Source organism: Ahrensia sp. R2A130 (assembly GCF_000179775.1).
In the GTDB taxonomy this organism is placed as follows: domain Bacteria; phylum Pseudomonadota; class Alphaproteobacteria; order Rhizobiales; family Rhizobiaceae; genus Pseudahrensia.
In genome coordinates this window covers 1-23,118 of sequence record NZ_AEEB01000021.1, presented here as the reverse complement: position 1 = coordinate 23,118, position 23,118 = coordinate 1, and the positions used below count along the sequence as shown (strand labels likewise).

The window sequence follows — 23,118 nt, the reverse complement described above, 5'->3', positions numbered from 1 at the left end:
TCATAACAGCAATAGGAGCTACACATGGCTACCACCCGCCTGACCGACGTATTGTTCGATACGGTCTTCCTTCCCTACACCCGCCAGCGCATCGCGGAGAAATCCATGCTGCGCAATTCCGGCATGGCTTCGGCTGATGCTGAAATTCAGGCATTCGCCAACGGCCCCGGCAATATCGTCGAGATGCCGTTCTGGAACGATATCGATGGCGCTGACAACGTGTCCACCGACGACCCCGCCCAGTCTGCCGTTCCCGGCAAGCTGACCATGGGTGCCGATCAGGGACGCAAACTGCGCCGTAACTACGGTATTCAGGTCGCCAACCTCGTTGGTGCACTGACCGCCACTGACCCGATGTCCGTGATTGCGGATATGATCGCCGATTACTGGGATCGTCGTGAGCAGGAAGCTTTGCTCTCCACCATGACCGGTGTTTTCGCCGACCCACAGATGGCCGGTAACGTGCTGGACGTGGCAACCGAAGACGGTATCGGCGCACCGGTGAAATTCGACATCGATGTAGCGACCTCCGCCTACTCGCTGTTGGGTGAATACGGTTCCGACCTGACTGCGATGATGGTCCACAGCCGCGTTTACTACAATCTCGAAGCCCAGCGAGCGTTGGTCTACGAGCAGGACCCTGTGACCGGCTTGCAGTTCGCCACTTACAACGGTCGTCGCATTGTGATGTCCGACAAGTGCCCGAAGGTTGCGGGCTCCACGTCCGGCCTGAAATACACGTCCTACCTCTTCGGTTCGGGCGGTATCGGCTACGCTGAGGCGACCGGTGCTGGTGGCCCTGTGCTGCCAGTCGAGTTCGACAGCGCCCCTGCCGCCGGTAACGGTGAAGGTGTTCAGACCGTCTGGTATCGTCGCCACTTCGTGATGCACCCGCGTGGTGTGAAGTTCGACGGCACCATCGCTGGTTCTGCACCAACCAACGCCGAATTGGCGAACGGTGCCAACTGGACCCGCGTCTTCGACCCACGGTTCGTGCGCATGGTCGCTGTCGTCACCAACGGCTGATCCTACGGGGCAGGGGCTTCGCGCTCCTGCTTCCGCCCCCATTTTCATGACACAGGAGGTCAACATGGCCGATAAACTGAACGCAGACACCATGGACGCCATCGCGCGTCGTGACGACGCCAAGGCACAGCTTTTGGCTGGTCGCGCATCCGCGACAGACGGCAAAGGCGCTATCGCTGACGCTGCCAAGAAAGCCTTGGAGGAGGCCAACGCTTCATCCAAAGCCGCAGAAGACAACCGCAAGCCCGGCGAACGCGATCTCTCCGGCATGACGAACCTGCTTTCTGACAGCAACGGCGAGTTTGCCAAGTCTGCCGAGCAAGCCCAAGTCGGCGGTATTGGCGTGGTCAATTCCAACTCCGAACCGAAGCCATCCGAAGACCTTTCGGACGCTGAGGCGAAGGTTGTGGCTGATAAGATCAAACAGCAGAAGGGCGGCAAGTAAGCTGTCTGACTGCCCCGAAACCAACCGTGAGGCGCGATAATGGCTTACGCTACACGCGATGATCTGATCACGCTTCACGGTTATCCGGCATTGGAGGCTGTCGCACGTCGCGAAGGCCCTGACGTGGACAATGCCGCCATCGAACGGGCGCTGGAAGACGCATCCGCAGAGTTGGATGGCTATCTGGCTGTTCGCTACGACATCGACGGGTTGATCCTTCTGGTACCAACGCCGCCTGCGTTGCGAAATGCCACCGTGGAGATAGCGTTCTACCGACTGGCCAACAGCGCCATGAGCCTGACCGAAGACATTCGCCAGCGCTACGAAGACGCAATCCGGTGGGTGAAAGACGTGGCTACGGGCCGCGCGACGATCCCCAGTGCAACGCTTTCCAACGGCTCAGGTGGCGGCGCATCGCCGGACGGGCGCATTCTTTCCCAGCCATCCTTTGGCACGGTCGCTCGCATATGATTACGATTGAGCTGGTCGGTCTTGATGCTGCCATCAAATCCATGTCTGCGGTGCTGGGCTGGAAAGAACCTGCCCTGAACGCTGCAGCGGCTGCGGTCGAGAACCAGACGGTGAAACGCATCGTTGCCACCAAGACGGCACCTGATGGGTCCAAATGGTCGCCATTGGCCGATAGCACTGTTGCCAGCAAAGGCACCGACAACATTCTGGTTGACACCGGCGGCTTGGCTGGCTCCATCCAACGCACCGTGGGTGGTGACATCGCCATAGTAGGCACGAACCTCGCATACGCAGGCTATTTGCAGGGCGGCACCAAGAAAATGCCAGCTCGCCCCTTCATCGGCATATCAGCGTCCGACGAGCAGGAAGTGCGCCGCGTGTTCGAAAGCGTCGTGCGGAGGCTTGCAGCATGACCACCATTCCGAAATTTAGGGAAGCGGTAGAAGCAGCGATCAAACCGATCGACGGGCTGTCTGTGCAGATACACGACGACGCCAAGTTCTCGCCTTCCGACATCAACACCTATTCGATTGCAGGGCAGACCGCAGCCATTATCTGCTTTGTCGGCACGGACGGACTGACACCGGCCACACAATTCTCGTTTGAAGCATCGTTGAAGATGGCTGTGGTGATACTGGCAAAAGGCCATGACCGTGCGGAAAATGCCTACAACGCCGGTATGAAGGTGGCATCAGCCATCACCAGCAACGACCTTGGCATAGCCGAAACCATCCAGCAGTCCGATCTTTCTATCGTTCCATACAGCGACGACTCCTTGGTGAAGAAGGGCGTCACGATGCTGGGCGTTCTATTCACGCAGACCGTGTTTCTGGAAGCGACGGATAATCTCTACAAACCCGACACCGAACCGACCGGCGATGATCTCGCTGGCGCAGATATGGCCATCCACACTGACGGACAGGCCGACGCGAATTTAACAACACCCCAAACCTGACGAGGCCGACACCATGTCGAAATTGAAACGCTACCGATTGGCAAAATCGGGCGAACGACTGCCTTTGCCCGGAACCAACCGGATGTGGAGCGAACGCGGGGAACGGGTGAACCCGGAAGACCCGTTCATCGCTGCGCTGATCCTGCAGGGCTGCATCGTCGAAGGTGACGAGCCGGAAGACAACGGCGCGGATACCGAAAACCCCAAACCCGAAGATGACAAGCCCGACGCTGCCCCAAAGGCGCGCAAAGCAAAGGATGATACAAAATGATCGGCTTCGAAAACATTCCAGGCAGCGGCCTTGTCGCGCCTCTCATTTCGTTCGAGGTCACGTCTGGTGGCCAGTTCGAAAGCAATGCCCGTCATCTGATCATTGGCCATGCCAACGCAGGCGCTGCCATTGCCACGAACGAACCAATTGTCGTTACGTCTCGTGAGGAAATTCGCAATATGGCCGGTGTCGGATCGATGCTGGACCGCATGGGTTCTACGGCCTTCCGCAACGCGCCTGTGCAGGAAACGTGGATTATGGCCGTTCCTGCAACAGGAACCGCTGGCGAGTGGACGCTCACCGTGGCCAATCCGCAGCCGGGACAAGGTTTCATGCTGGTGGGCGGTATTCCCGTTTCGGTTGACATCGTGTCCGGTGATACCGCAGCCGATGTGGCAGCGAACCTCGCTGTGGCGATCAACGCGGCATACAACGACATCACAGGCGAAACGCCGGAAGTGACTGCTGCTGCAAATGCCGCTGTGGTGACATGCACCGCACGCCATGCCGGTCAAATCTTCATCGATTACGATTTCTACATCCCTGAACTTGTTGCCCGCTACACCAAGAACGCCTTCACCGGCGTTATTACGAAAGCAAACAGCGTGACGCCAACCGGTGTGCCTGACCTTTCCACGGGTCTTGCTGCACTTGGTGACGAGCCGTTCGACTTCGTGACCTCGCCATTCTCCGATACGGCAAACCTTGCCCGCTACGATGCGACGTTCGGTGACGTGTCAGGCCGGTTTTCCTACGCTCGCCAATCCTACGGCCATGTGCTGACGGTGGCGACGGACACGATTTCAGCGCTCACCACCACGGGCCTTGGTCGCAACAGCCGTCACGAAACAATCGTGCCGCGCTTTTCTGCTGCTGGTAATGCAGAACCGGCGTGGGCTTGGGCTGCTGCTGCCATGTCGTCTGTGATTACGCAGGCATCCGATGGCGTAACCGCCGGGGCTGCAGCAAACCAGACCGGCATCGTCATGCAGGGCATAACCGCGCCCCGATCCCGTGCTTTGCATCCGGCCTATCCAACCCGCAACACGTTGAACCGGTCGGGCATTTCCACATGGAGCGTGACCGGTGATGGCAAGGTCGCCATCGATAAGCTGATCACCACATACCAGCGTGACCCGCTGGGGCAGGTGGACACGACCTTCCGCGATATCCAGTGGTATTACCCGACGATCTACTTCCTACGGCTGGCTCGCCAGATGTTCGCCATCGAACATGGCAGGCACGTCATTGCAGACGCCAACCCCGGCGGGCTGCTCAAGGTATCGACCACCCGCACAATCGCTGGAACGCTGGTGCGTGCCTATGAGAAATGCGGCTTGCAGGGGCTGATGGAAAACCCCGAACTGTTCGCCAAGCGATTGGTGGTTCGCCGGAATGCGGACAATCCCAATCGCGTGGATGTCTTCGCGCCGTTGGATAGGAGCAATCCTCTCGACGTGATCGCGTCGAACGCCCGTCTTTACTCACAGATCAACGAAGCCAACGTCGCTGCGGCGTAAGGCAGAAAGGAAATTCCGATGGATAAATTCGGCGGAGAAATGGACTTTCGCATGGGTGACGGCTCCAAGCTGACCCTGCGCGGCGCGTTCACCAACATGCCCAGCAACTTCACATCTGAAAGTGTCACCAACCAGGATGGTTCGGTGGACAAGGTGGGCGAACTGAAACCCTTCAAAGCGGAAGTGACGTTCAAAGATACACCCGGCACCGATTGGAACCGGCTTGTTCGTGAGGTCAATCTGGAAGCCACGCTGGCGGAAGAATACACCGGCGTTGTCCATTCGTGGACCGGCGCTCACTTTGAAGGCGAGCCATCCATTGACCGGGCAAACGGTGAGGTTTCCGGCCTGACCTTCGCATCGCCGTCCTACCGTGTTCGTGACGGGCTGTAAGCATGGCTGAAACGATCACAGTGCCGCTGTCACGCCTTTACGAAGAGGGCGGCACCACATTTGACGAGATAGAGATCAAAGCTCCGTGGCGGGCGCTGTATGCCCAGCACGGCGATCCCTTCGCGCATATGCGGTTGGAAGACGGAACCATATTCTTCCAAGTGCTTCATGCAGTGGTCGATGACTATTTGCGTGAGCTCATTGTCGAGCCGGGTTTTGCTAAAATCGGTGCTATCTCTGTTCCAGACGCGAAACTTGTAGAGAAAGCGCTCTTCGATTTTTTTTCCAAGGGAGATGGCGTCACGCCGACAACGCCGCTCGAGCTCTCTGCCGAAGATATGGCTGGAGCCGATCCGAGACGCTCCAATTGACGGCTTCCGAAATTGAAAAAGAATTGATGGCTGAGCAGGCTTTCGATACGCAATACGGCGGGATCAAATAACATGAGTTCTATGGAGGTTCAGCTCCGTCTGAAGGCTAAGGACGATGCAAGTCGTCAAATCCGGCGTGTTGGCCAGTCCCTCAAAGATTTGCGGGGGGGTGGCAGCGGCTTGGGGCTGATGTCTCGTGACGCGCGTTCTGTTCGACGCAATACGGCGTCCATCAATCGTAACGTCGGCACCATATCAAGTGGAACGGCACGAGCGCGCAATGACATTAACAGGGTCGGTGCGTCAGCGTCACGGTCATCTGGTCTTATACGAACATCAATTGGCGACTTGGCGCGCTTCGCTGGGCCAGTAGCTTTGGGCGCTGCTGCTGCTGCCACCATCAACGCTGCTAGCACCATGGAAACCGCACTAGAGGGCATTCGGAAGAAATCTGGTGCGACGACTGAGGAAATGGCGAACATTCGTGAGGAGGTGAAAGCGCTTGCCGGTGAAGTTCCTGCTTCCATGGGCGAAATTCTAGCCGCTTACGAGCGCGGAGCCGCATCTGGTATTCCGTTAGGCGAGTTGCGCGAGTTTGCGAAGCTATCCACTTCCGTTGCTGCATCTTGGGATACATCGGCTGAAAAAGTCGGAAACTTCTTCGCTGGCTTTGAATCTGGTTTGGGCCTGAAACGCACCGAGCAAGAAGAGTATGCAGATCTGATCAACGGGTTGGCCGATGCGGGCATTTCAGATGAGGTGGATATCGCGGCATTTGTCGATCGCGCAGGAGCAGGTCTCACTAACTTCGGCATGACGCCACAAGAAATTGCAGCTTGGGGCTCGGCTCTGATCGACTTAAAAATGCCAGCAGAAATTGCCGCACGGGCGATGGATACCATCACAGGTAAGCTACTGGCCCCGGAAAATTTATCGGATAAGGCTGCGAGTGGTTTGCAGAATATTGTCGGCGACCTTAAAGAATTTTCAAAAATTCAGGGCGGTGAGCGGGCTATAACTTTTTTCAAGGAGCTGAACAAATTGAGCGGTCAGCAGCAAGCCAGTTTTCTCGGAGCATTTCTGGGCGAAGGGTTTGACGATGAAGCCGCTCGGATTGGTAAAGGCTTCGAAAAAGTCTTGGCTGCTTTGGCTTTCAGCAAGGATAAATCGAACTATGTGGGTTCAATCGCCGAAGCCACTGAACGGCAAATGGACTTGTGGGAAACGCAGGTTTCGAGGCTTCAAACATCCTTTGGCAACATCGGGGAGAGCATAGGCGAGCTTTTCATCAATCCGTTGGGCACGGGTCTCGATATGCTGACCGAATTCAATAACCAGCTAGCGGACGAAATTGCTTCTAAGTCCACCGTAGATGATGCTCGCAGCGAATACGTCACCCGTTATGGTGAAGACGATCTGGCGGCGCGTGTCGATAAAGAGCGGACACAGCGCGGCGACTACAGCGTCTTCGACCGCCTCTACAAGCGGCAGGCGATCATCGCTGAAATTATGAAGGCTTGGGCAACGGGCGGCTACAAGGGCGACCCAGTTGCTGCCTACTACGCTTCAAAGGACGCTGCTACGGCGAAAGACGCGCGTGTTGCAAACCCCTATGAACCCGGACCGACCGGCCATCATCCGGGCACTGGAACTGGTGCTCCGTTGCCTGTGGTCGAAGTCACCACGCCAACTGCGCGCGGAGACATATCAGGAGCTGGTGTGCGTGTTCCTGATGGATTGAAGGATATAACAACTAACGCTGACAATGGCGTCGGCACCGATCTTGCAGACAACTACGCCGAGTATGGTGATGGCACTTCACCGGCAGCAAGACGGGCAGCAGCAAGCGACAATTTCGCTGCAAATATGGGGGCTGGTGCGGCCAGCCTCGCAAATCGCATACAAGCTGTGATGAATGTAGATACCCGCGAAGCGGCCACGGCTATTAGCGGCATCCACAGCCAAGCTTCCGCACCGGTGGTGGTGCCGATCACAGCCGACACAAGCGCCTTTGACGCCGCGCTGGCTGACGCAAAACGAAGGGCGCAAGGTGCCGGGGTCGCAGTGAAGGTAGGCGGTAAGGGCCGGTTGACCACCGGCGCACCCAGCAAATCGACACCGAACGCTGGGCAGGCGGGAACACCTGGTTAGTAGGCGAAGAACTGACATTCTGGGCGGTGGTTGGACCTATCAATTCGTAACTCAACTTGCACATTCAGTGCATCAAATTTCACCGGGCCTGAACCTATCGCTTGCGCCGCCCTTAGCATTACTTGCCGCGAAGCTGCATTCGAAGCACCAGAGATGGCTTCCAATACCGCTACACATGCCGCGAAATAGGTCTCCGTGGTCTCTAGGCTGGTTGAAAACAGCATAGCTATTCCCCTGCCGTATACGCGCAGATGAAGGTTGCCGAAATACGCCTCGCAGAACCCGTCATCTCGACAGCCATCTTTTGTTCCGGTCAATGGCTTCTTTTCGTAGCCGGTGACTTCTGCGACCTCGTTAGAGGCCTTTGCGAACATGTGCTTGGTCTTTTCGGGCAGCGTGTTTGCTGCTGCAGACGATGCCGCGACAATCGATATGAGTAATAAAATTGTCGGAAGATGGCGCATGGGCGTAGCTCGGATCACATAAAAGCCGAACCCAACACGCTCATTACAAAGCGGTCAATCTGTTAGTTTTGCTCGGACGATGGGGCAGTTGAACTTGCAACGATCGATTGCAGCGTCTCGCGGGTAACGATGAACCGCATTGGCGGCAATTGATCATGGCCAAGAATGAGAACGAAACGACCGTCTGCCGTTGGTTCAAGCGCAATCTGCGGGCTGTCTAAAGTGAAAAAGGGCGTTCGTATTGACAGATCGAAATCAACTTCCGCGTCCGGCATGGCCATCGAAGCAAGCTGCAACGCAAATTCAGAAGCTTTTGAAAGAGGTATCTCAAATACTGGAAGATGATCGCCCTGATCAACCGCCACTGTCTCCGCAGCCCGTCTTATACGTATATCACGGGCCATTTGATCCCTCCGATGTAAGCCGAAACCGGCACGAGGTCGAATTACCCTGCCGGTTCGGACTTAAGACGAACACCAGCACCACCACCGTTTGCAGGGATGAACTCAATACCAGCGGCCTCTAGGGCGGCTTGGATAGCGCTAACTGTTGCAGGCAACGGAGTTCGAACCCCGTTCTCAAAGTCCATTACTGTCCGTGTGCCGACGCTTGCTAAACGAGACAATTCAGATTGGCTTTTACCAATGAGCGCGCGAGCGGCTTTAGACTGACGACCTGTAATCATATGTATGCCTATATATGCATATATGTGTTGACACAACGGGGTGAGGTATGCGTATATATGCATATCAGCCGGAAATGAGGGTGCAACCTCACATCCGGCCTAACTCAAACCCCGGAGTGTCCCGTGGCCAAAGCTACCGCCCTTTACAACGCAGAAACCCAGAAATTCAACCTCGCAGCCATTATGGAGCTTGCCCACCACTGGGCGCGTGAAGAAATCACCTACGCTTATAACGCGGCGTCGGCACAGCGTGTTCATGCTCTTGCAACCGGCAACCCTGAACCAGTGATTCCAAACTACGCGGCAACCTTTGCTGCGGCTCTTGCTGGCGCTTGGGAACTGGCCCGTGATGAAGCTGCAACTGACCCGCTGCCACCGGCAACTGTTGCAAAGATCGCGGAACTGGAAAGCGAAGCCAAGTTTTACAACGTTGTTTCCATCGACGGTGGCGCTCGTAACCGCGACAACGCCAAGATCGCACTGGCGAACATCACTACGGAAATCGCAGCCCTTCGGGAGGCCGCGTAATGGACCGGAGATCACTTCTAAAGGGCGTTGCCGCCATCGCCCCTGCAATTGCTGCTGGCGGTATCGCAACCGCAGCAGACGCAGAACTGCTGGACCTTGGCCGACAGTTGAACGCCTCTTGGAAAGCAGAAACAGACTTTTTAGACGCAAACCCCATGTGTTCCGACGAGGAATTTGACGCATTTTTTCAAACAAGCAGCGCTATTGTAGCTCGTATTGAAGCGTTGCGTCCCACTACGCCTCAAGGCTTTGCGGTAAAGGCAAGGGCGGTATCGTGGTGTCACAGCGGGGAAGCGGTGGACCTATCCACTCACACGGGTCAACCGGCAACGGACATTCGTTTGGTCAACAGCATCATTGAAGACCTTCTTCGTATCACCTGAAACGGAACGAGAACAAGAATGCGCTGCTTAAACCGCCGAAAGCGGTGGATAGGAGTGCCATTGAGCGCGAATGGCGGTGGCATTCGTGGTCAAATACGGAATGCGCTTCGGCGCGTACACGGCAGGAGGGGCGGTTTTCGACGCCAATAACCCCTCCGCCGTGGTCTCGGTTCCGAAGCGGACTTCACATCCGCCTAGGAGCCTCATCATCAACCGGCACAAAGGATACCGGATATGACTGACGGCAATCTGACTACGACGACCTCTGAAATCAAGTCGGACTTAAAAACGTTTCACTTCCATGGTGACGAGATATCCACAGCGATGATCAACGGGGTGCCGCATGTGGCGATGAAGCCCATTGTTGAGAACCTTGGCATGGCTTGGCAGGCGCAGCACCGCAAGCTTTTGGAAAGCGGGCCGAAATTCAGTTGTAATCATATGGTGACAACTGGAACCGACGGAAAAAGCTACAACATGCTGGCGATGCCGGTCACCAAATTGAATCTATGGCTCAACACCATCAACCCGAACAAGGTGAAGGCGGATATCCGAGCCAAACTGGAAATCTATCAGGAACAGTCGGCCATCGCTCTTCATGACTATTGGACTACCGGCGTTGCCGTACGACCCGATGCGCCGCAATCTGCGGTCGATTTCTCCGACCCCTCCTTGGTGGTGGGTCTGTTGCGGCACCTCGACAATCAGGTCAAAGAGCAACAGGCTGAGATCATCAACCTTACCCCGAAAGCCGAAGCGTTCGATGATTTCTTAAATGCGGAAGGGAAAACCTTGCCATCCGCCGCGATGATAGAGATCGGGGCGAAGTGCAATCTTGCCATGCGCTTCATGCGCCAAGAAAAGCATTTTTACGCCCGCCAAGGTAACAACAACACACCGAGCGTGTACCTGCGGGAAATGGGTTACGCCTTTGTGGAACCATCCTACAGCAAGCGCGATGGAAAGCTTTACGAGCAGACCTATTTTACCCCACGCGGTATCGCTTGGCTGAATAAAATAATTCCAGCTGAACTTCGGAACTCGCCAAGCCACGGAACCCGTCGCGTTTCTGCTTCCAAGCAATTGGAGGTAGTGGCGTGAATATGCCGATTATTCAGGTGAACGCCGATGGCCGCTCAAGCGATGGCGAAGAATATGACGACATAGCTTCTGATGAAATGGTTTCAAAGGGTTACATGATCAATGTTCCTGTCATCCTTCAACACCCGGATGGCAGGCTTGAGCAGTCTAGCCAAGTGCGAGTAACGCCGTCTGGCATTGAGTTTCTGCGAAGGGAAATCCCCGTGGAACTGCGCCATACAAAAGGGACGGCCTAACCCATAGGACGGCTCTTCGGGGCCGTCCCAACAATCTGACAATCAAACGACACCATCGCCTGCCGTTTCTAGCGTCGGGCCGCTACCCGATGGAGGGTTCGCATGACTTGGGAAACCTCACTTCGTCGTGGATCGTTTCGGGGCGTTCCGTTTTTCATGGAAAGCGAAGCACCGCAAGGTGGTCGCAGGGTTGCTGTGCACGACATCGCCTATGGTGAGAACGCGATCACGGAAGACTTCGGACGGAAGACGCCCAACTATTCGCTGACCGTCTACACCACCGGTGCCGACCGTTTTGCTGCATCTGCCCTTGCGCTATCCGGCGCGCTCGATGCCCCCGGCGCTGCAACCATCGTGATGCCTGTTATGGGCGCTCAACTGGTTCGGTGTCTGACATGGGGCTTCAACGTCGATAAGCGGCGCTTGGGCTATGTGGGTTTCGATATCGAATGTGTTCCTGCCGGTGTTCCCAGCGTGCCGTTCGCACCCGCTTTGGGTTTTTCCGGTGTTGAGGCGGTGTTCAAGACCGGCGCTTTGCAACTGGCGATTGCTGTCAGAGAGATTGCGACTCGATGAGCACTCCGGAAAATATCGCCAACGCCGCGTTGGATGCCGTCACCTTCGCCCAAAAACTGGCGAACGGGGCTGGTGTAACCGATGATGACGCAGACGCCATTGATGGTGCCTTGCTGACACTGGTATCGACGGACTGGTTTGCGGATGCTGGCCAGTTCACACAGAATTATTGCGATGCAGTTCGCACGATTGCTCGATCTGCGGAACCATCGGCCATAAAGGCCACTCTGGAGGGGCGTATCGCGGCGCTGGGCGGCGTTGTGCTTCCCGGTGCTGCAATGGAGCGGTTGGCGAACTTCTGCGCCCTGTGCATCATCTATGTGCGCGATGAATATCTGACACGAAACGACGCTGTGGCTGCACGGGCGAGCCTTCGCGATATTGCTGACACGGTTATCGAGCCATCGGGCGATATACTTGGATTGACGTCCTATGAGTTTGGCCTATCCATGTCGAGTTCTGCCATCTCTCAACTGTCGGCAATTGGCGCAGACCGCAGGCCGCTTGTGAAAGCGGTGGCATCCATTTCGCAACCATCCACATTGGCCGCTTACCGTCTGTATGGCGATCCTGACCGCGCTACACGACTGGTGGAGCGCAATGCCCATGCCACGCCGCTGTTCATGCCGACCCTATTTGAAGCCGAGGCACCCGACCTGTGAGCGACCGGCTAGAGACGGTCACGATTACGATTGGTGGAAACGTCTGGCCCTATTGGTCGGACTTCGCCGGGCGCGCAGCAGCAGAGGAAGCCTCACGCGAGGCAAGCTTTACCGCCCATGTGCCAGAAAGCGGTGGCATCAGCCCTGCATGGGTCGGCATGGAGGCCACGGTTCACTTCAAGGGCGAACTTTGGTTGACGGGGACAGTCCGCGACTTCGCGCCATCCCACGGAGGTGGTGATGATCCGCAGCGTTCTGTCGATGTCGGTCTGATCTCGAAAACAGCCGATGGTGTGGAGAGTTCGGTCGATCATCCAACCGGGGAAGCCCGTGACGTTGATCTGAAACAGCTTGGCGAAACATTCGACGATCTCGGCATTGGCTGGGAGAGTTCGGCGCAATCGGTGAAGCAGCCGGTCGAGCGTATCATAACTGGTGAAAGCCAGTGGGACATCGTGGAACGTCGGGCACGGGCCATGGGTGCCTTCATTCACGACACGCCGGAAGGCAAGTTCCACATTGCGGACAAGCCAGAAGGCACACACGCCGGGGCATTGGCCATTGGCGTCAATATCAGCGGTTCGGAAGACGCATCAGCGCAGTTCACGGAAACCGGGCGGCACGATGAGGTGCAGGTGGTTGGGCAATCGACCATCGGCACGACGACACCCTCGTTTCGTTCAGTGGGTTCGCAAAAAGACGGCGGCATAAAGCGGCGCAGACCACGCAAGGTGGTGCTTGAGGGCGAGGCCACACCAGAACGCTTGAAGAAACGCGCAGACACCGAAGCACGGCGCGCTGCAGGCAATGGAACGACAGCAAACATTCCAGTGGTCGGATGGCGTGATGAGGCTGGAAAGCTTTGGACGCCCAACTGGCTCGTGGGTATCGACGACGAAAAACTCTGGCTCAAGGGCCTGATGGTCATCAAGTCCGCAGAATACAGCCAGAAGACGGCAGGCGATCCGGAAGGCACCAAGGCGACCCTGGAGTTGGCCGACCCCCGCGCTCTTGGTGGCGAAGATCCAAAAGGCGAAAGCGCAGCGGCCTACGCGCCAAAGGTGACGATACCAACATTCAGGGTGGATGAATAATGCGGGGCTTTCCATCACAACTGACCCGGTTTCAATTCGGCAAGGTCTACAGCGACGGCGGGCAGCAGCTTGTCGACCTCAAGGGAATGGCCGGCCAGACCCCGACACAGGTTTACCGGCCTGAAACCCATGGGCTTTCCACGCACCCTGTTGCAGGCGCTCAAGGCGCATTGCTGGCGCTGGGCGGTAGGCAGGATCAACTATTGGCTTTGGGCGGTGAGTGTTCTGAGCTTCGCGGGCAGCACCAAGCCGCGCTGGGCGAGACCATCCTCTACAACAGCCATGGCGAGGCCATCAGCCTGATAAAGCGGCAAGTCCGAATGGTCGGTCAGGATATGCAGGTGACGATAGCCGGAACGGCGAACTTCGACTGATGCCCGCTGCAATTCGGCTGGGGGACACCAGCAGCCATGGCGGCGAAGTGGTCACAGCCGCCGTGAAATACTCAATCTTTCGCAAACGCATTGCGCGCAAGACGGACATCCTGCGGTGTCCGATCCATGGCGATCAACCGATCATCGAAGGCTCTGCCAAATATAACTTCGAAGGGCAGGGCGTAGCCCGCCACGGCGACCAAGCGGCATGTGGGGCAACCCTCGTAGCGTCTCAATCCAAATACAATTTCGAGTAGGTTCGCTATGTCCATTCAAATCATGGCGCTCGATGCCAACGACGAGGTTATCTACGCGCCGGACCTCATTCTTGAAGGTGCTTTTGGCGAGCCCGTCGTCGGTGATTTCAGCATCGCAGGCAGCGATGAGACGAACAACCGAGGTGGGCTGCGCTCCAAACAGCAGATCGCCACGGCAGTTCATATCCTCTTGCAAACTGACATCGCTGCCCCGCGTGATGAACTTCGTCCGGGTGAAGAAAACAGAGGATGGCCGGGTGACGCATACACCGTTGGCCTAACAGATACCGATGGCCCTATCGGCTCCAAACTCTGGCTTCTCCGCAGGCGCACCGTCGATCTGGTGGAAACCCCAAGGCTTGCGGAAGACTACGCTCGTGAGGCTTTGCATACGCTTATCGACCAGCGCGTCGTGAACCGCTTCGACATCGACGCAGAGGGCCAACCGGCCCGCAACCGTTTGAACCTTTCCATCACCGGCTACGACACAGCGGGCCGCGTGGTTTTCGACCAACAGCGATACGCGGTGCTTTGGCAACAAACGCAATCCGACGCAGACCCTTTGAGGACGTAGCGAAATGACCCAGCCCGTCCCTACCGTAAAAGCCATTAGCGAGCGCTTTGCTGCCGTATTGCGTCAGGTGCTCCCCGGCACCGATGCGCTCATTCACCCGAACACAAATACGGTGTTGGCGAAAACACTCGGCCTTTGGGGCCATGAGATGCACCAGCGGCTTGCCTATCTCTATCGCCAGCTTTTCATGAGCACAGCCACCGGCGCACATCTTGAACGCCACTGCGGCGAACTTGACATCGTTCGCAAATCAGCGTCACGCGCCACCGGCATAATTTCCGGCAGCGCGACACCGTTAAAGGTCTATCCGGCGGGCGTTCTGTTCATTATCGACGGCCTGCAATTTGTATCCACGCAGGGCACCACGGCAGATGTGGCCGGGGCGGCTTCATTCACCGTCAGATCAATCGATATCGGCTCAGCATCTAATCGCGCCGCTGGCGTAGCAGCGCAAGTCGCGAGCCCGCTGGAATATCCCGGCATTTCCGATGACTTCGTTGTCGATGCAGGAAGCCTGGGCGGTGCCGCGGATCGCGAAACCGACGACAGCCTGCGCGCCCGTGGTTTGGCTCGAAAACAGAAGCCCCCACAGGGCGGCGCGGTCTATGACTATGAAGCTTTTGCCCGTGAAGTTCCCGGCGTGGGTCGGGCTTGGGCAAGACGGTTCTTCAACGGACCCGGCACTATCGGCGTGCTGTTCACGACAGACAGCGAAAACGGCATTATTCCCACAGCAGGTGATGTTGCTGTTGTTCAGGCATCGCTTGATGCAAGGCGACAGATACGCCGTGAAATCATCGTTGCTGCCCCGTTGGGGTATGGCATCAACACTACGGTCTCCGTCACGCCGGACACGCCGGAGATACGCCAAAGAGTATCGGAAGCGATTGCTGCGGTCGTGGTGGAACGGTCCGAACCATCATGGGCTGACCAACCGTTCGTGTTTTCCCGGTCATGGATTGCAGAAGCCATTTCGCAAACGGTGGGTGAAGAGCGTCACGTTCTTTCACTGCCCGCTTCTGACATCACGCTACCTGCAGGACATATTCCGATTGCCGGAACGGTGACGTTCGTATGAGCCGCTGGTTCATTCCAGAGGGTCTGGACTTCACGCCGCCTCGCGCCGGTCCGATCACTACGGTTTCGTGTGGAACGAGTGATATCGACACGCCAACGGTCGTTACAGCCGATGCGCTTTCAACCCCTGCGCTTGACGATTTGCGGGATAGCCATCTGATGTTGTTGCCGATGGGGGCTGCATGGCGAACACCGGATGGGCAAGGCTTCAACGACCCAGATACGAGCGTCATGGGGCGATTGGTCAAAGCCATGTCAGCCCCGTTTCTTGATTTATATCGCGCTGCTTTTGAATTGACGAATGAAAGCACGGCATGGACGCTGGACTTGTCGCTTGCCGATTGGGAGGCTGACTACGGCTTGCCAGACCCGTGCATTTCGGCACCGGAAGGTCGCGAGGCTAGAATTCGCGCGCTTCGACTGAAAATCCGGGCCAACGCGACCATCACACCAGCTGATTACGTCTGCCTCGCGCGGTCCATTGGCTACGATGTGGTTATCGAAGAGCCCATGCCATTTCGCTTCGGCCAGTCCAGCTTTGGCAATGGAGACAGGTTCTCCGGCCAAACACCAGGCGAGGTCGATATGACGTTCGACTGGTATGTCTGGGTCGTCGGTTTCGGCGTTGATTGGTTCACATTCGGAAAATCGCGCTTCGGCGTTGGACGCTTTGGCCATCCCTTCACGGCAACCGATCTCGAATGCGCTTTCGGACGCATCGCACCTGCCGATACCAAACCTCATTTCGTTTACCCGTAAGGATCATCAAGCATGGAATATTGGGCACCACGGGAGAAGGTCACAACTGATCCCCACGATGAAGCGCTGGTTCACGAGAACTACCAGCAAGGTGTGAACGCCACCGGTTCAGAACCGGACGCGCGCGGCTATGAGCAGATAATGCGGTCGCTCGTGTATGCGGTGAAGGAAGCAGGATTGCCGCCCGACCCTAATTCGGTGACGCTGGTATGGGAGGCTATCCAAGCCGCTGTCGCCGCTGGGGCCAGTTCCTACACCCTGCGCGATAGCCTTGGCACGGCCACCTACCAGATATCAGACTGGAATGATGCAACGTCGAACGGTTGGTATTCCGCCAGCAATGGAGCCAACTCGCCAGATAGCAATATCGCTAACTGGATGGGTGCTGCTGAAGTTCAAAACTCACAGGGATGGATTACTCAAACTGCCCACGCATTTACGGACGACAGCCAGACCAACACGATGACGTATCGTCGTGAAATGAACGCTGGGGGCTGGGGCGTTTGGTATCGCGTTTATCAATCATCATCAGAAATATCAGAACTGGTTGGGGACTCAGGCGCTGACGGCGTTGTCGTTTCTCACGATCCGGCAAATCTGCAAAGTGTGCTGCAGCAAACCTACACGATCTTGAACCTGCCGGTGCAGACCTTTGCAAACGGCGACAGCGTCACAATTTCCGGCAACGTGATGACTATCGCAGCCGGTGCCGACGGCGCTTTCAACGTTTCTGCGCTGGTTCGGGCTTCCGCCAAGACATATCGCAAGTTCGCGCTATACGTCTTTATCAATGGCGTCGATATGGGTGCGGCAGGCGACATGACCAACGTCAACACCAATGCGGGCTTGGGACGCCATGTTTCCTTCACCAAGACCTTTCGGCTGGCTGCGGGGGACACGATTGATGTCCGGTTAGATCACGACGGTTCGGCGGGCGCTTCAACAATTCAAGACGCACAGCTTTCCGTCATTCGTAAAGGAGACTGAAAATGAAGCATCTGAAAGCAACCGCTCTTCAAGCCACGTTGGTCAATCAGGGTATGTCGGAGGAGGATCGCAGGCGCATCGCATTCGACGGTGATGGCCTTTTGGTGCCGGAGCAAATGACGGAGCAGATTGAAGCCCTGCTCGCGACCGCTACGGATCAAGCTGCACTTTCGATGACGCGGGCTTCACTGCTGGCCGTCATCGCCGACGAGCATGCCGAAACACTGCGACGGATGACTGGCAACTATACCGTCGAAGATCGCGACACATGGCCAAGGCAACAGGCATGGGCCGACGCGCATCTGGCCGGAAATGATCGATATGACGATCTTCTCGTCGGGTTGCTGACCGCTGCCGAGCGGGAAGCCGCTGGCGAAAATGCTGCCACCATCATGGCCAATCGTATAGCTGAAAAAGTGATAATCTCTGACAAGCTGACATCGGCAGCAGGCAACGCCAAACGCGAGGCCGAAGCCGCCGTTACTGCCATGGCGACGGTAGCAGAGCTTGAAAGTTTCGAAGCCGCATTAGTGGCAACAAAAGCTGACCGCGAAGCCGCGTTTCTTGCAGCTCTGGCGGCATGACCAGCAACGGCATAGGTCCAACGTGGTTTCCCCTATGGCTACGTAAAGCGCTGACTAAGTTCGGCTCGTCGTTCTTTAAAACCGCCAGTTGGGAAATACACGATATCGGATATGGCCGCGCAGACCCGCCAAGGGCTGTCTGTGACGTGAAGTTCCTCACGGCGATGATAACCGACAGCGAGCGGCTTAACGGCTGGCGTCGGCCATTCTCGCGTGTTTTGGCGCACTTGTTCTACATGGCTGTCCGGCTGTTCGGTTGGATGACTTACGGAACCCGCGCCTAACCCCCACCCACTCCCCACAATTCAACCTGAAGGCACGCGGTCAGCAATGGCGGCGCGATCCCGCATGACAAATCGTAAACTTAATGAGATCGTGGTGCATTGCGCCGCAACACCGGAAGGGCGCGAAGTTTCCGTGGCCACGATCCGTAAGTGGCACAAGGCTCGCGGCTGGAGCGACATAGGATACCACTTCGTGATCGGCCTAGACGGCAAAGTTCATAAGGGCAGGCCGTTGAGCAAAACAGGCGCTCACGTCCGTGGTCGCAATCGCGGGACCGTTGGCATCTGCTACGTAGGCGGTGTTTCCCGTGATGGCCGCACGCCAAAAGATACGAGAACGCACAGCCAGAAGGCGGCGCTTCTAAACCTCATCAACAGCCTGATGGCAGAATACCCGTCGATCAAGCTGATTTCCGGCCACCACGACTATGCGGCGAAAGCCTGCCCCTCGTTCCCGGCGCGTGAACAGTACGCCGATCTATCGGGCGCGGTCGCGAAGACCTCTACGCCTCCGAATGTAGATGAGCGCTATCGGTATCTGCAACGTCTTCTGACGGCTGCGGGCTATCCGCACGGCCTAGCTGACGGCATCAAGGGCCCGCGCACGATCAAGGCCATCAAAGACTATCAGGAATTCATGGGTCTGCCGAAGTCTGGTGAGTTCGACAAAGCGACCGTGGTCAACCTGCGCGTGATTGAAGAGACTGTATCGCCACGCCGTCCCGCCGTCACCGCTGTTGCTTTCAAAACAGCAGCCTTCGACCGTATCTCCACAGAGAAAGCCGCAAGCGGAACGGGCGGAACTTTGACGACGCTGGCCTCGATAAAGGAAGGCGCTGACAGCGTTGGCGGCATAGTTGCTACGTTCGCTTCGCACGTTCCTGACTGGTTCGTTCCGGTGGCTCTTACTGGAGCTGCGCTATGCTTTGGCTACACATGGTATCGCCGCGACAAGCGCCAACGTGAAGCGCAAGAGGCGCTGGCATGATCGCCGCATTTCGCTCGTGGTCGCGCACCATCCGCATTGCCATCGCTGTTGCCGCCATAGCGGGCCTGTGGGGCGCAAAAGCGCTCTACGACGCATCGCTGCGGGCGGATGGCGAGAAACGCATCACAGACCGGCTCCAAGCCGACGACACCAACACAATCAAAGAGAAAGCCAAGCGAGATGCTGAAATCCGCGATGATACTGATGATGGCCTTATCGACCGCCTCACTGGTGGGGTGCCAAGGCCGTAGCGGGCTGGTTCCCGGCACCGGCTACACATTGGTCACGCTCAATCCACCGGCTGCCCGTGCAGTTGTGAAGCTGGACCGGCGCAGTGCCGAGCGTATTGCATCCAATCGGGCGCAGTGCGTCGAAGACGAAGGCTGCATTTGATCTACATGGAAGAACTTCGCAAACTGGTAGGCAAGACCTTCCTCAATTCGCTCGTGGCCGTCTGCGTGGGGGCATTCTTGACGGCTTCCGGCTACGTTCTCACATCGGTTTTTCAAGTCCGAATACCGGCTCTTGAGATATTCGATCAGGTCAACACCATCGCTAACGACAGCGCGGCCACTCGCCGCATCGCGGAAGACAACCGCGCAGGCATACAGGACAATCGAAAGGCCATTCTAGACCTTCGCATTGCTCAGGATGTTGCGGAATACGATGAAACACTTTCAGGCGTTCTCGGCGGGTGTCGTATTGGCACCGTCTGTATCGCGAAGTTCTATCTTCGACGTACAGAATTCGGCCTAAATTGCGGACTTCCTTCCGCGATCCCTTATGTCGAAAACCATTCCCGTGCTCCTATCAGAACGCAGTTTGTGGGTTTCAAGCCAGTGGAAGTCGGCAGAGACTGGGAAACGCTTGAAACACCTTTTCGAGTGCCGAACAGTGCGCTTCCCGGAGACGGCGGTTTCTATGTTCGCATTGAATACCCGGGCTGCGTCCCTGACGATCCCGATGGTCTGATTTACGAAAGCACGATCACGCTGCCATTTGAGATACTGCCTGCGGAATAATCGGTCGCTCCCAGCCGATACCTAGCCCCGTCTGTCGTCATGGCAGGCGGGGCTTTTTTGTCGTTCTGGCGACCAATTTGTTGACGCCAACAATATGGTCTCTGGCATCACTTTGTTGAGGTCAACAAGCTGATCGGGGTTCACATCTGCCTGCCTGTGGGGTAGGGTGGTGGCCTAGGGGTGTTCGGGTTGATCTTCTCGAATACGCAAGCCGTGCAGATCGTTAAAATGCGGACCCCTCACCTTATTCGCCCTTATGGGCAAACAGTTTGGGAAAGCGTGGACGTGCGGTCGCTCCAAATAGTCGCGTGGTATTGAGATGGTGCACCGGCTGCTAAAATGCAGCTTCACTCATGCCCCCAATACATTCAGGCCCGTCGCTTCCACACCGGAGGCGGCGGGTTTTGCATGTTTAGGCTGCCATGTTAAAAATCAGCCGGAATTTTGACATGTAGTTTCCGGCGTTCAGTGCGCGGCCTTACGAGCCATATCCGCAACGCTGGTGGCCGTCTCAAGCGCAGCTGCTCGTAGGTTCTCTACGTCCTGCCGGTCTACATCTCCGATGACTGCCATCTGAAGCACGGTCACGTCCTGAGTGAACCGCTGGCATAGTTCCTGCGCAACTACAGAGCGCGGTACGGGCAATAGGCCATCTATCACGCGGTGGAGTTCATCAACGGTCTGTTGGGCGTTGTGAGAGCGCATTTCGGTGATGAGGGTGGCGAGTAGGTTCATAGTGAAACGGTGATCAATTCTTTCCGTTTGTTCTGTGCGCCATATCGCATCGCGCAGGTTTGGCTGCAAAAGCTTTTGTTTGGATGCCCGAACGAAGCGTATCCGACGCGCAATTTTGTGTTTGACCCGCCTTCAACACGCAGGTTTAGCCATTCATTGAAGTCTTCATTGCATTGGTCGCATTTCGTCATATCAGTGCCCTTCATCCGGCTTCTCCCCAAACACATCCAGCAACCGCACAAGCGCTGACCTGTTGGCTTCTGGTGACTTCTCGGCAAAAGTGTATCGTGAATGAACGCGATAACGTCTGCATGGCTGGATATGGGGCGGGGTGGGGTTAGCTTGACGCCCACCCTAGTCCCCTTTTTTTGGTCTCCGCTTCCATTGCCATTCTGTGGACCCTCAATTCAGATATGGCCTTGGAGTGTGGGCGCGTCATCACAATGCCGGAGAAAAATATAACAAGCGCGCAAGCCATATATATCGCCCCCAAAGAGGTGAAGCCGTTCTCTACCGACTTATATAAGTTCACCAAAAACAAAGGGATAGAAAGCAAGGCTCCACACGATCCTATGATTGCGTAGCCCACATGGCCCCACGCGGCGCTGTTCAGCTTCTCTGTTTTAGCCATCACGCCGCGTCCGTTCATGTATATCGCGCCATTATCTTTCATCTTATTCTCCATTCCAAATCATACCGCTCCACCACCCCGAACACCACGACAAAGGCTATAAGGGCCAGCCAGAATTGCCAGTGGTGCCATATCCACAAAGCCCTTCCTCCCATGCTCTGCGTTCTGTCTGGTGTATGGGAGAGGTCATGTGGAAAGCTGACGTAGTGCAAGAACCAAACAAAGCGAGGAACACCCGCCCAGCGCAGCGGTCATGTATGTTCCAACTTTCGCCTTTCGGTTCATGCCACGATCAGCGTACTCAATCGTAAGGAACCACAAATAAGTGGTGCCAAGCGCGTTGAGGACAAACATAAACGCCGCCATCAGTGAATATGCGGCAGCAGTGGCACTGACGCATCCCCGCTGTAGTGTTGCTCAATCATTGGTCCCGTATGCTCGCCAACCGTTCGGCCATCAGGCATCATCACGTTGGCAAGGAAGGCGTTTTCAAACGTCTCAATACCAGCTTCGACGCTCTCCAGTTTGGCTTTGATAACTAAGAGAAGCGCTCGCCATCGGGAACGCTCGGCCTGAACTTTTTCAGGTACATCGACGCGGAACAGAATGTTTCTGCCACCCATCTCAAACGCGACCTGTGCGGAATTGGCAGAGGTCAATACGCCAAACGAGGTCGCGCCATACTTGTTGACGATCTTCTCAATATCGGTTTTTGTCTGCGCGACCGGAACTTTGGTTGTGTCAGCGTAGGCCATCTTCATTCTCCTTCGTTAGTTGTTGCAGCATCCGTTTCTGGTCCGCAGTTCAATCGTTCAAGGAAATCGCGGGCGTCATCCTCTTCGGTAAAAACAGCGATGTGCCGCCATACCCAATCAACGTTTGATCCAAAGACTTCCCGTTTCGGCTGGACTACGGCCCATGCAAAGACTGCGTCCCTCCATGGTATCCATTTGAAAGTCAGGCGAATTGGAACAACGACAGGATAGTGGTCGTGAAAGGCTAGGCCACTGTACCGCTCATCAAGAATGGTCGCTCTCATCTTCGCCATCTCAAGCCTCTCCTCTGGTAGAAGGCGAGGGAACAGGGGTCAGCCCAAGTTCAATTGCGCAGTCATGGCAATAAACCAATGGTGGATTGTGACCGTTGAAATCGCCGACCCAATTTTCCGAGATGCTGTGACCGTGTGTTTCGCAGTTGTCACAAACTGAAAGCCATCCGGTGCAATGCTCACACTCTTCAGGGCAATACGCTTGCCCCACTTTGCACCAAACGCCGATGCTCTCATCGCTGTTTGGGCCAGTGTAGCCAGAACCCTCCATCACGCCGCCTCGCAGATAGCGGGAACAGGCGGGGAACGCCCGTGCAGTTTTCGTGCAACTTTGCGTTCCGAACGCTGCACATGGACGCCGTTTGTTCCGTTATTCGAATTCAGCCTGTTTCGTCTGTTGACCATGGAAACCCCATAAACTAAGGGTTTTGCAACCTGATCGGACCAACGGCTAAAACTAGCCAAT

At 56.4% G+C, this 23,118-nt stretch carries 34 protein-coding genes; 27 read left to right on the top strand and 7 right to left on the bottom strand.

All coding sequences use genetic code 11. The features are described 5' to 3' along the window. Window positions 1-24 precede the first annotated feature (24 nt). From R2A130_RS13180 to R2A130_RS13135, 10 genes are all read left to right on the top strand, one after another. Window positions 25-1,026, top strand: a complete 1,002-nt coding sequence (locus R2A130_RS13180; RefSeq protein WP_009465004.1) for a hypothetical protein — start codon at window positions 25-27, stop codon at window positions 1,024-1,026. 64 nt (window positions 1,027-1,090) lie between these two features. After that, window positions 1,091-1,471 carry a hypothetical protein gene (locus tag R2A130_RS13175; RefSeq protein WP_009465003.1) on the top strand — a complete coding sequence of 127 codons (381 nt, stop codon included), beginning with the start codon at window positions 1,091-1,093 and terminating at the stop codon, window positions 1,469-1,471. Window positions 1,472-1,510: 39 nt separating this feature from the next. After that, the gene (locus R2A130_RS13170) at window positions 1,511-1,942 is read left to right on the top strand and encodes a gp436 family protein (RefSeq protein ID WP_009465002.1); all 432 of its coding nucleotides are present in this window, start codon (window positions 1,511-1,513) and stop codon (window positions 1,940-1,942) included. After that, complete coding sequence (locus R2A130_RS17715) at window positions 1,939-2,355, top strand: phage virion morphogenesis protein (RefSeq protein WP_009465001.1); 417 nt, start codon at window positions 1,939-1,941, stop codon at window positions 2,353-2,355. Before R2A130_RS13170 ends, R2A130_RS17715 begins: the two co-directional genes overlap by 4 nt. Further along, a complete protein-coding gene (locus tag R2A130_RS13160; RefSeq protein WP_009465000.1) occupies window positions 2,352-2,897 on the top strand; it encodes a hypothetical protein in 546 nt (181 codons plus the stop codon). The genes R2A130_RS17715 and R2A130_RS13160 overlap by 4 nt, the downstream gene beginning before the upstream one ends. A 13-nt stretch (window positions 2,898-2,910) precedes the next feature. Next, window positions 2,911-3,168, top strand: a complete 258-nt coding sequence (locus R2A130_RS13155; protein WP_009464999.1) for a hypothetical protein — start codon at window positions 2,911-2,913, stop codon at window positions 3,166-3,168. Further along, on the top strand, window positions 3,165-4,688 hold the full coding sequence (locus tag R2A130_RS13150) for a phage tail sheath subtilisin-like domain-containing protein (protein ID WP_009464998.1): 1,524 nt from the start codon (window positions 3,165-3,167) through the stop codon (window positions 4,686-4,688). Before R2A130_RS13155 ends, R2A130_RS13150 begins: the two co-directional genes overlap by 4 nt. An 18-nt stretch (window positions 4,689-4,706) precedes the next feature. Continuing rightward, window positions 4,707-5,081 carry a phage tail tube protein gene (locus tag R2A130_RS13145; protein WP_009464997.1) on the top strand — a complete coding sequence of 125 codons (375 nt, stop codon included), beginning with the start codon at window positions 4,707-4,709 and terminating at the stop codon, window positions 5,079-5,081. Between the two features lie 2 nt (window positions 5,082-5,083). Beyond that, the gene (locus R2A130_RS13140) at window positions 5,084-5,452 is read left to right on the top strand and encodes a hypothetical protein (protein ID WP_009464996.1); all 369 of its coding nucleotides are present in this window, start codon (window positions 5,084-5,086) and stop codon (window positions 5,450-5,452) included. A 348-nt stretch (window positions 5,453-5,800) separates the two neighbouring features. Continuing rightward, window positions 5,801-7,603 (top strand): phage tail tape measure protein, encoded by a 1,803-nt coding sequence (locus tag R2A130_RS13135; RefSeq protein WP_040306024.1) that lies wholly within the window; start codon window positions 5,801-5,803, stop codon window positions 7,601-7,603. On the opposite strand, the gene R2A130_RS13130 is transcribed toward R2A130_RS13135, so the two are convergent. The 3 genes from R2A130_RS13130 to R2A130_RS18140 all read right to left on the bottom strand — a co-directional run bounded on the left by R2A130_RS13130 (window position 7,600) and on the right by R2A130_RS18140 (window position 8,752). Then, entirely contained in the window at window positions 7,600-8,067 is a 468-nt protein-coding gene (locus R2A130_RS13130; RefSeq protein WP_156798532.1) for a hypothetical protein, read from the bottom strand. The genes R2A130_RS13135 and R2A130_RS13130 overlap by 4 nt on opposite strands. Window positions 8,068-8,129: 62 nt before the next feature. Next, window positions 8,130-8,471, bottom strand: a complete 342-nt coding sequence (locus R2A130_RS13125) for a hypothetical protein (RefSeq protein ID WP_009464993.1) — start codon at window positions 8,469-8,471, stop codon at window positions 8,130-8,132. 41 nt (window positions 8,472-8,512) lie between these two features. Beyond that, the gene (locus R2A130_RS18140; protein WP_156798531.1) at window positions 8,513-8,752 is read right to left on the bottom strand and encodes a helix-turn-helix transcriptional regulator; all 240 of its coding nucleotides are present in this window, start codon (window positions 8,750-8,752) and stop codon (window positions 8,513-8,515) included. A gap of 123 nt (window positions 8,753-8,875) precedes the next feature. On the opposite strand from R2A130_RS18140, the gene R2A130_RS13115 reads away from it, so the two are divergent. The 17 genes from R2A130_RS13115 (at window position 8,876) to R2A130_RS13030 (ending at window position 20,238) form a co-directional block, all read left to right on the top strand. Beyond that, entirely contained in the window at window positions 8,876-9,280 is a 405-nt protein-coding gene (locus R2A130_RS13115) for a hypothetical protein (protein WP_009464991.1), read from the top strand. Then, entirely contained in the window at window positions 9,280-9,663 is a 384-nt protein-coding gene (locus R2A130_RS13110) for a hypothetical protein (protein WP_009464990.1), read from the top strand. Before R2A130_RS13115 ends, R2A130_RS13110 begins: the two co-directional genes overlap by 1 nt. 234 nt (window positions 9,664-9,897) lie before the next feature. Continuing rightward, on the top strand, window positions 9,898-10,764 hold the full coding sequence (locus R2A130_RS17710; RefSeq protein WP_009464988.1) for a phage antirepressor N-terminal domain-containing protein: 867 nt from the start codon (window positions 9,898-9,900) through the stop codon (window positions 10,762-10,764). Further along, window positions 10,761-11,000 (top strand): hypothetical protein, encoded by a 240-nt coding sequence (locus R2A130_RS13100; RefSeq protein ID WP_156798530.1) that lies wholly within the window; start codon window positions 10,761-10,763, stop codon window positions 10,998-11,000. Before R2A130_RS17710 ends, R2A130_RS13100 begins: the two co-directional genes overlap by 4 nt. A 102-nt stretch (window positions 11,001-11,102) precedes the next feature. After that, window positions 11,103-11,576, top strand: coding sequence for a DNA circularization N-terminal domain-containing protein (locus R2A130_RS13095; RefSeq protein WP_009464986.1), 474 nt, complete (start codon window positions 11,103-11,105; stop codon window positions 11,574-11,576). Further along, window positions 11,573-12,238 carry a hypothetical protein gene (locus R2A130_RS13090; protein WP_009464985.1) on the top strand — a complete coding sequence of 222 codons (666 nt, stop codon included), beginning with the start codon at window positions 11,573-11,575 and terminating at the stop codon, window positions 12,236-12,238. Before R2A130_RS13095 ends, R2A130_RS13090 begins: the two co-directional genes overlap by 4 nt. Further along, window positions 12,235-13,332 (top strand): phage tail protein, encoded by a 1,098-nt coding sequence (locus tag R2A130_RS13085; protein ID WP_009464984.1) that lies wholly within the window; start codon window positions 12,235-12,237, stop codon window positions 13,330-13,332. Before R2A130_RS13090 ends, R2A130_RS13085 begins: the two co-directional genes overlap by 4 nt. Continuing rightward, entirely contained in the window at window positions 13,332-13,706 is a 375-nt protein-coding gene (locus R2A130_RS13080) for a phage baseplate assembly protein (protein ID WP_009464983.1), read from the top strand. The genes R2A130_RS13085 and R2A130_RS13080 overlap by 1 nt, the downstream gene beginning before the upstream one ends. Continuing rightward, the gene (locus tag R2A130_RS13075) at window positions 13,706-13,963 is read left to right on the top strand and encodes a PAAR domain-containing protein (RefSeq protein WP_009464982.1); all 258 of its coding nucleotides are present in this window, start codon (window positions 13,706-13,708) and stop codon (window positions 13,961-13,963) included. Before R2A130_RS13080 ends, R2A130_RS13075 begins: the two co-directional genes overlap by 1 nt. Before the next feature lie 7 nt (window positions 13,964-13,970). Beyond that, window positions 13,971-14,537, top strand: a complete 567-nt coding sequence (locus tag R2A130_RS13070) for a phage GP46 family protein (RefSeq protein WP_009464981.1) — start codon at window positions 13,971-13,973, stop codon at window positions 14,535-14,537. Window positions 14,538-14,541: 4 nt separating this feature from the next. After that, complete coding sequence (locus tag R2A130_RS13065) at window positions 14,542-15,615, top strand: baseplate J/gp47 family protein (protein WP_009464980.1); 1,074 nt, start codon at window positions 14,542-14,544, stop codon at window positions 15,613-15,615. After that, window positions 15,612-16,373, top strand: coding sequence for a putative phage tail protein (locus tag R2A130_RS17705; protein WP_009464979.1), 762 nt, complete (start codon window positions 15,612-15,614; stop codon window positions 16,371-16,373). Before R2A130_RS13065 ends, R2A130_RS17705 begins: the two co-directional genes overlap by 4 nt. Window positions 16,374-16,385: 12 nt before the next feature. Beyond that, a complete protein-coding gene (locus tag R2A130_RS13055; protein WP_009464978.1) occupies window positions 16,386-17,360 on the top strand; it encodes a pyocin knob domain-containing protein in 975 nt (324 codons plus the stop codon). Window positions 17,361-17,362: 2 nt separating this feature from the next. Continuing rightward, window positions 17,363-17,944, top strand: a complete 582-nt coding sequence (locus R2A130_RS13050; protein ID WP_009464977.1) for a hypothetical protein — start codon at window positions 17,363-17,365, stop codon at window positions 17,942-17,944. A gap of 348 nt (window positions 17,945-18,292) precedes the next feature. Next, window positions 18,293-19,216: a peptidoglycan-binding domain-containing protein gene (locus R2A130_RS18135; RefSeq protein WP_009464975.1), complete on the top strand. Its 924-nt coding sequence runs from the start codon at window positions 18,293-18,295 to the stop codon at window positions 19,214-19,216. Further along, window positions 19,213-19,467 (top strand): hypothetical protein, encoded by a 255-nt coding sequence (locus tag R2A130_RS13035; RefSeq protein ID WP_009464974.1) that lies wholly within the window; start codon window positions 19,213-19,215, stop codon window positions 19,465-19,467. Before R2A130_RS18135 ends, R2A130_RS13035 begins: the two co-directional genes overlap by 4 nt. A gap of 138 nt (window positions 19,468-19,605) precedes the next feature. Beyond that, window positions 19,606-20,238 carry a hypothetical protein gene (locus tag R2A130_RS13030; protein ID WP_009464972.1) on the top strand — a complete coding sequence of 211 codons (633 nt, stop codon included), beginning with the start codon at window positions 19,606-19,608 and terminating at the stop codon, window positions 20,236-20,238. 465 nt (window positions 20,239-20,703) lie between these two features. On the opposite strand, the gene R2A130_RS13025 is transcribed toward R2A130_RS13030, so the two are convergent. From R2A130_RS13025 to R2A130_RS18825, 4 genes are all read right to left on the bottom strand, one after another. Then, window positions 20,704-20,973: a hypothetical protein gene (locus R2A130_RS13025; protein WP_009464971.1), complete on the bottom strand. Its 270-nt coding sequence runs from the start codon at window positions 20,971-20,973 to the stop codon at window positions 20,704-20,706. Window positions 20,974-21,310: 337 nt separating this feature from the next. Continuing rightward, window positions 21,311-21,646: a hypothetical protein gene (locus R2A130_RS13015; protein WP_156798528.1), complete on the bottom strand. Its 336-nt coding sequence runs from the start codon at window positions 21,644-21,646 to the stop codon at window positions 21,311-21,313. A gap of 323 nt (window positions 21,647-21,969) precedes the next feature. After that, window positions 21,970-22,359, bottom strand: a complete 390-nt coding sequence (locus R2A130_RS13010; protein WP_009464967.1) for a hypothetical protein — start codon at window positions 22,357-22,359, stop codon at window positions 21,970-21,972. Window positions 22,360-22,361: 2 nt separating this feature from the next. Further along, window positions 22,362-22,652, bottom strand: coding sequence for a hypothetical protein (locus tag R2A130_RS18825; RefSeq protein ID WP_009464966.1), 291 nt, complete (start codon window positions 22,650-22,652; stop codon window positions 22,362-22,364). Window positions 22,653-23,118: the final 466 nt, after the last annotated feature.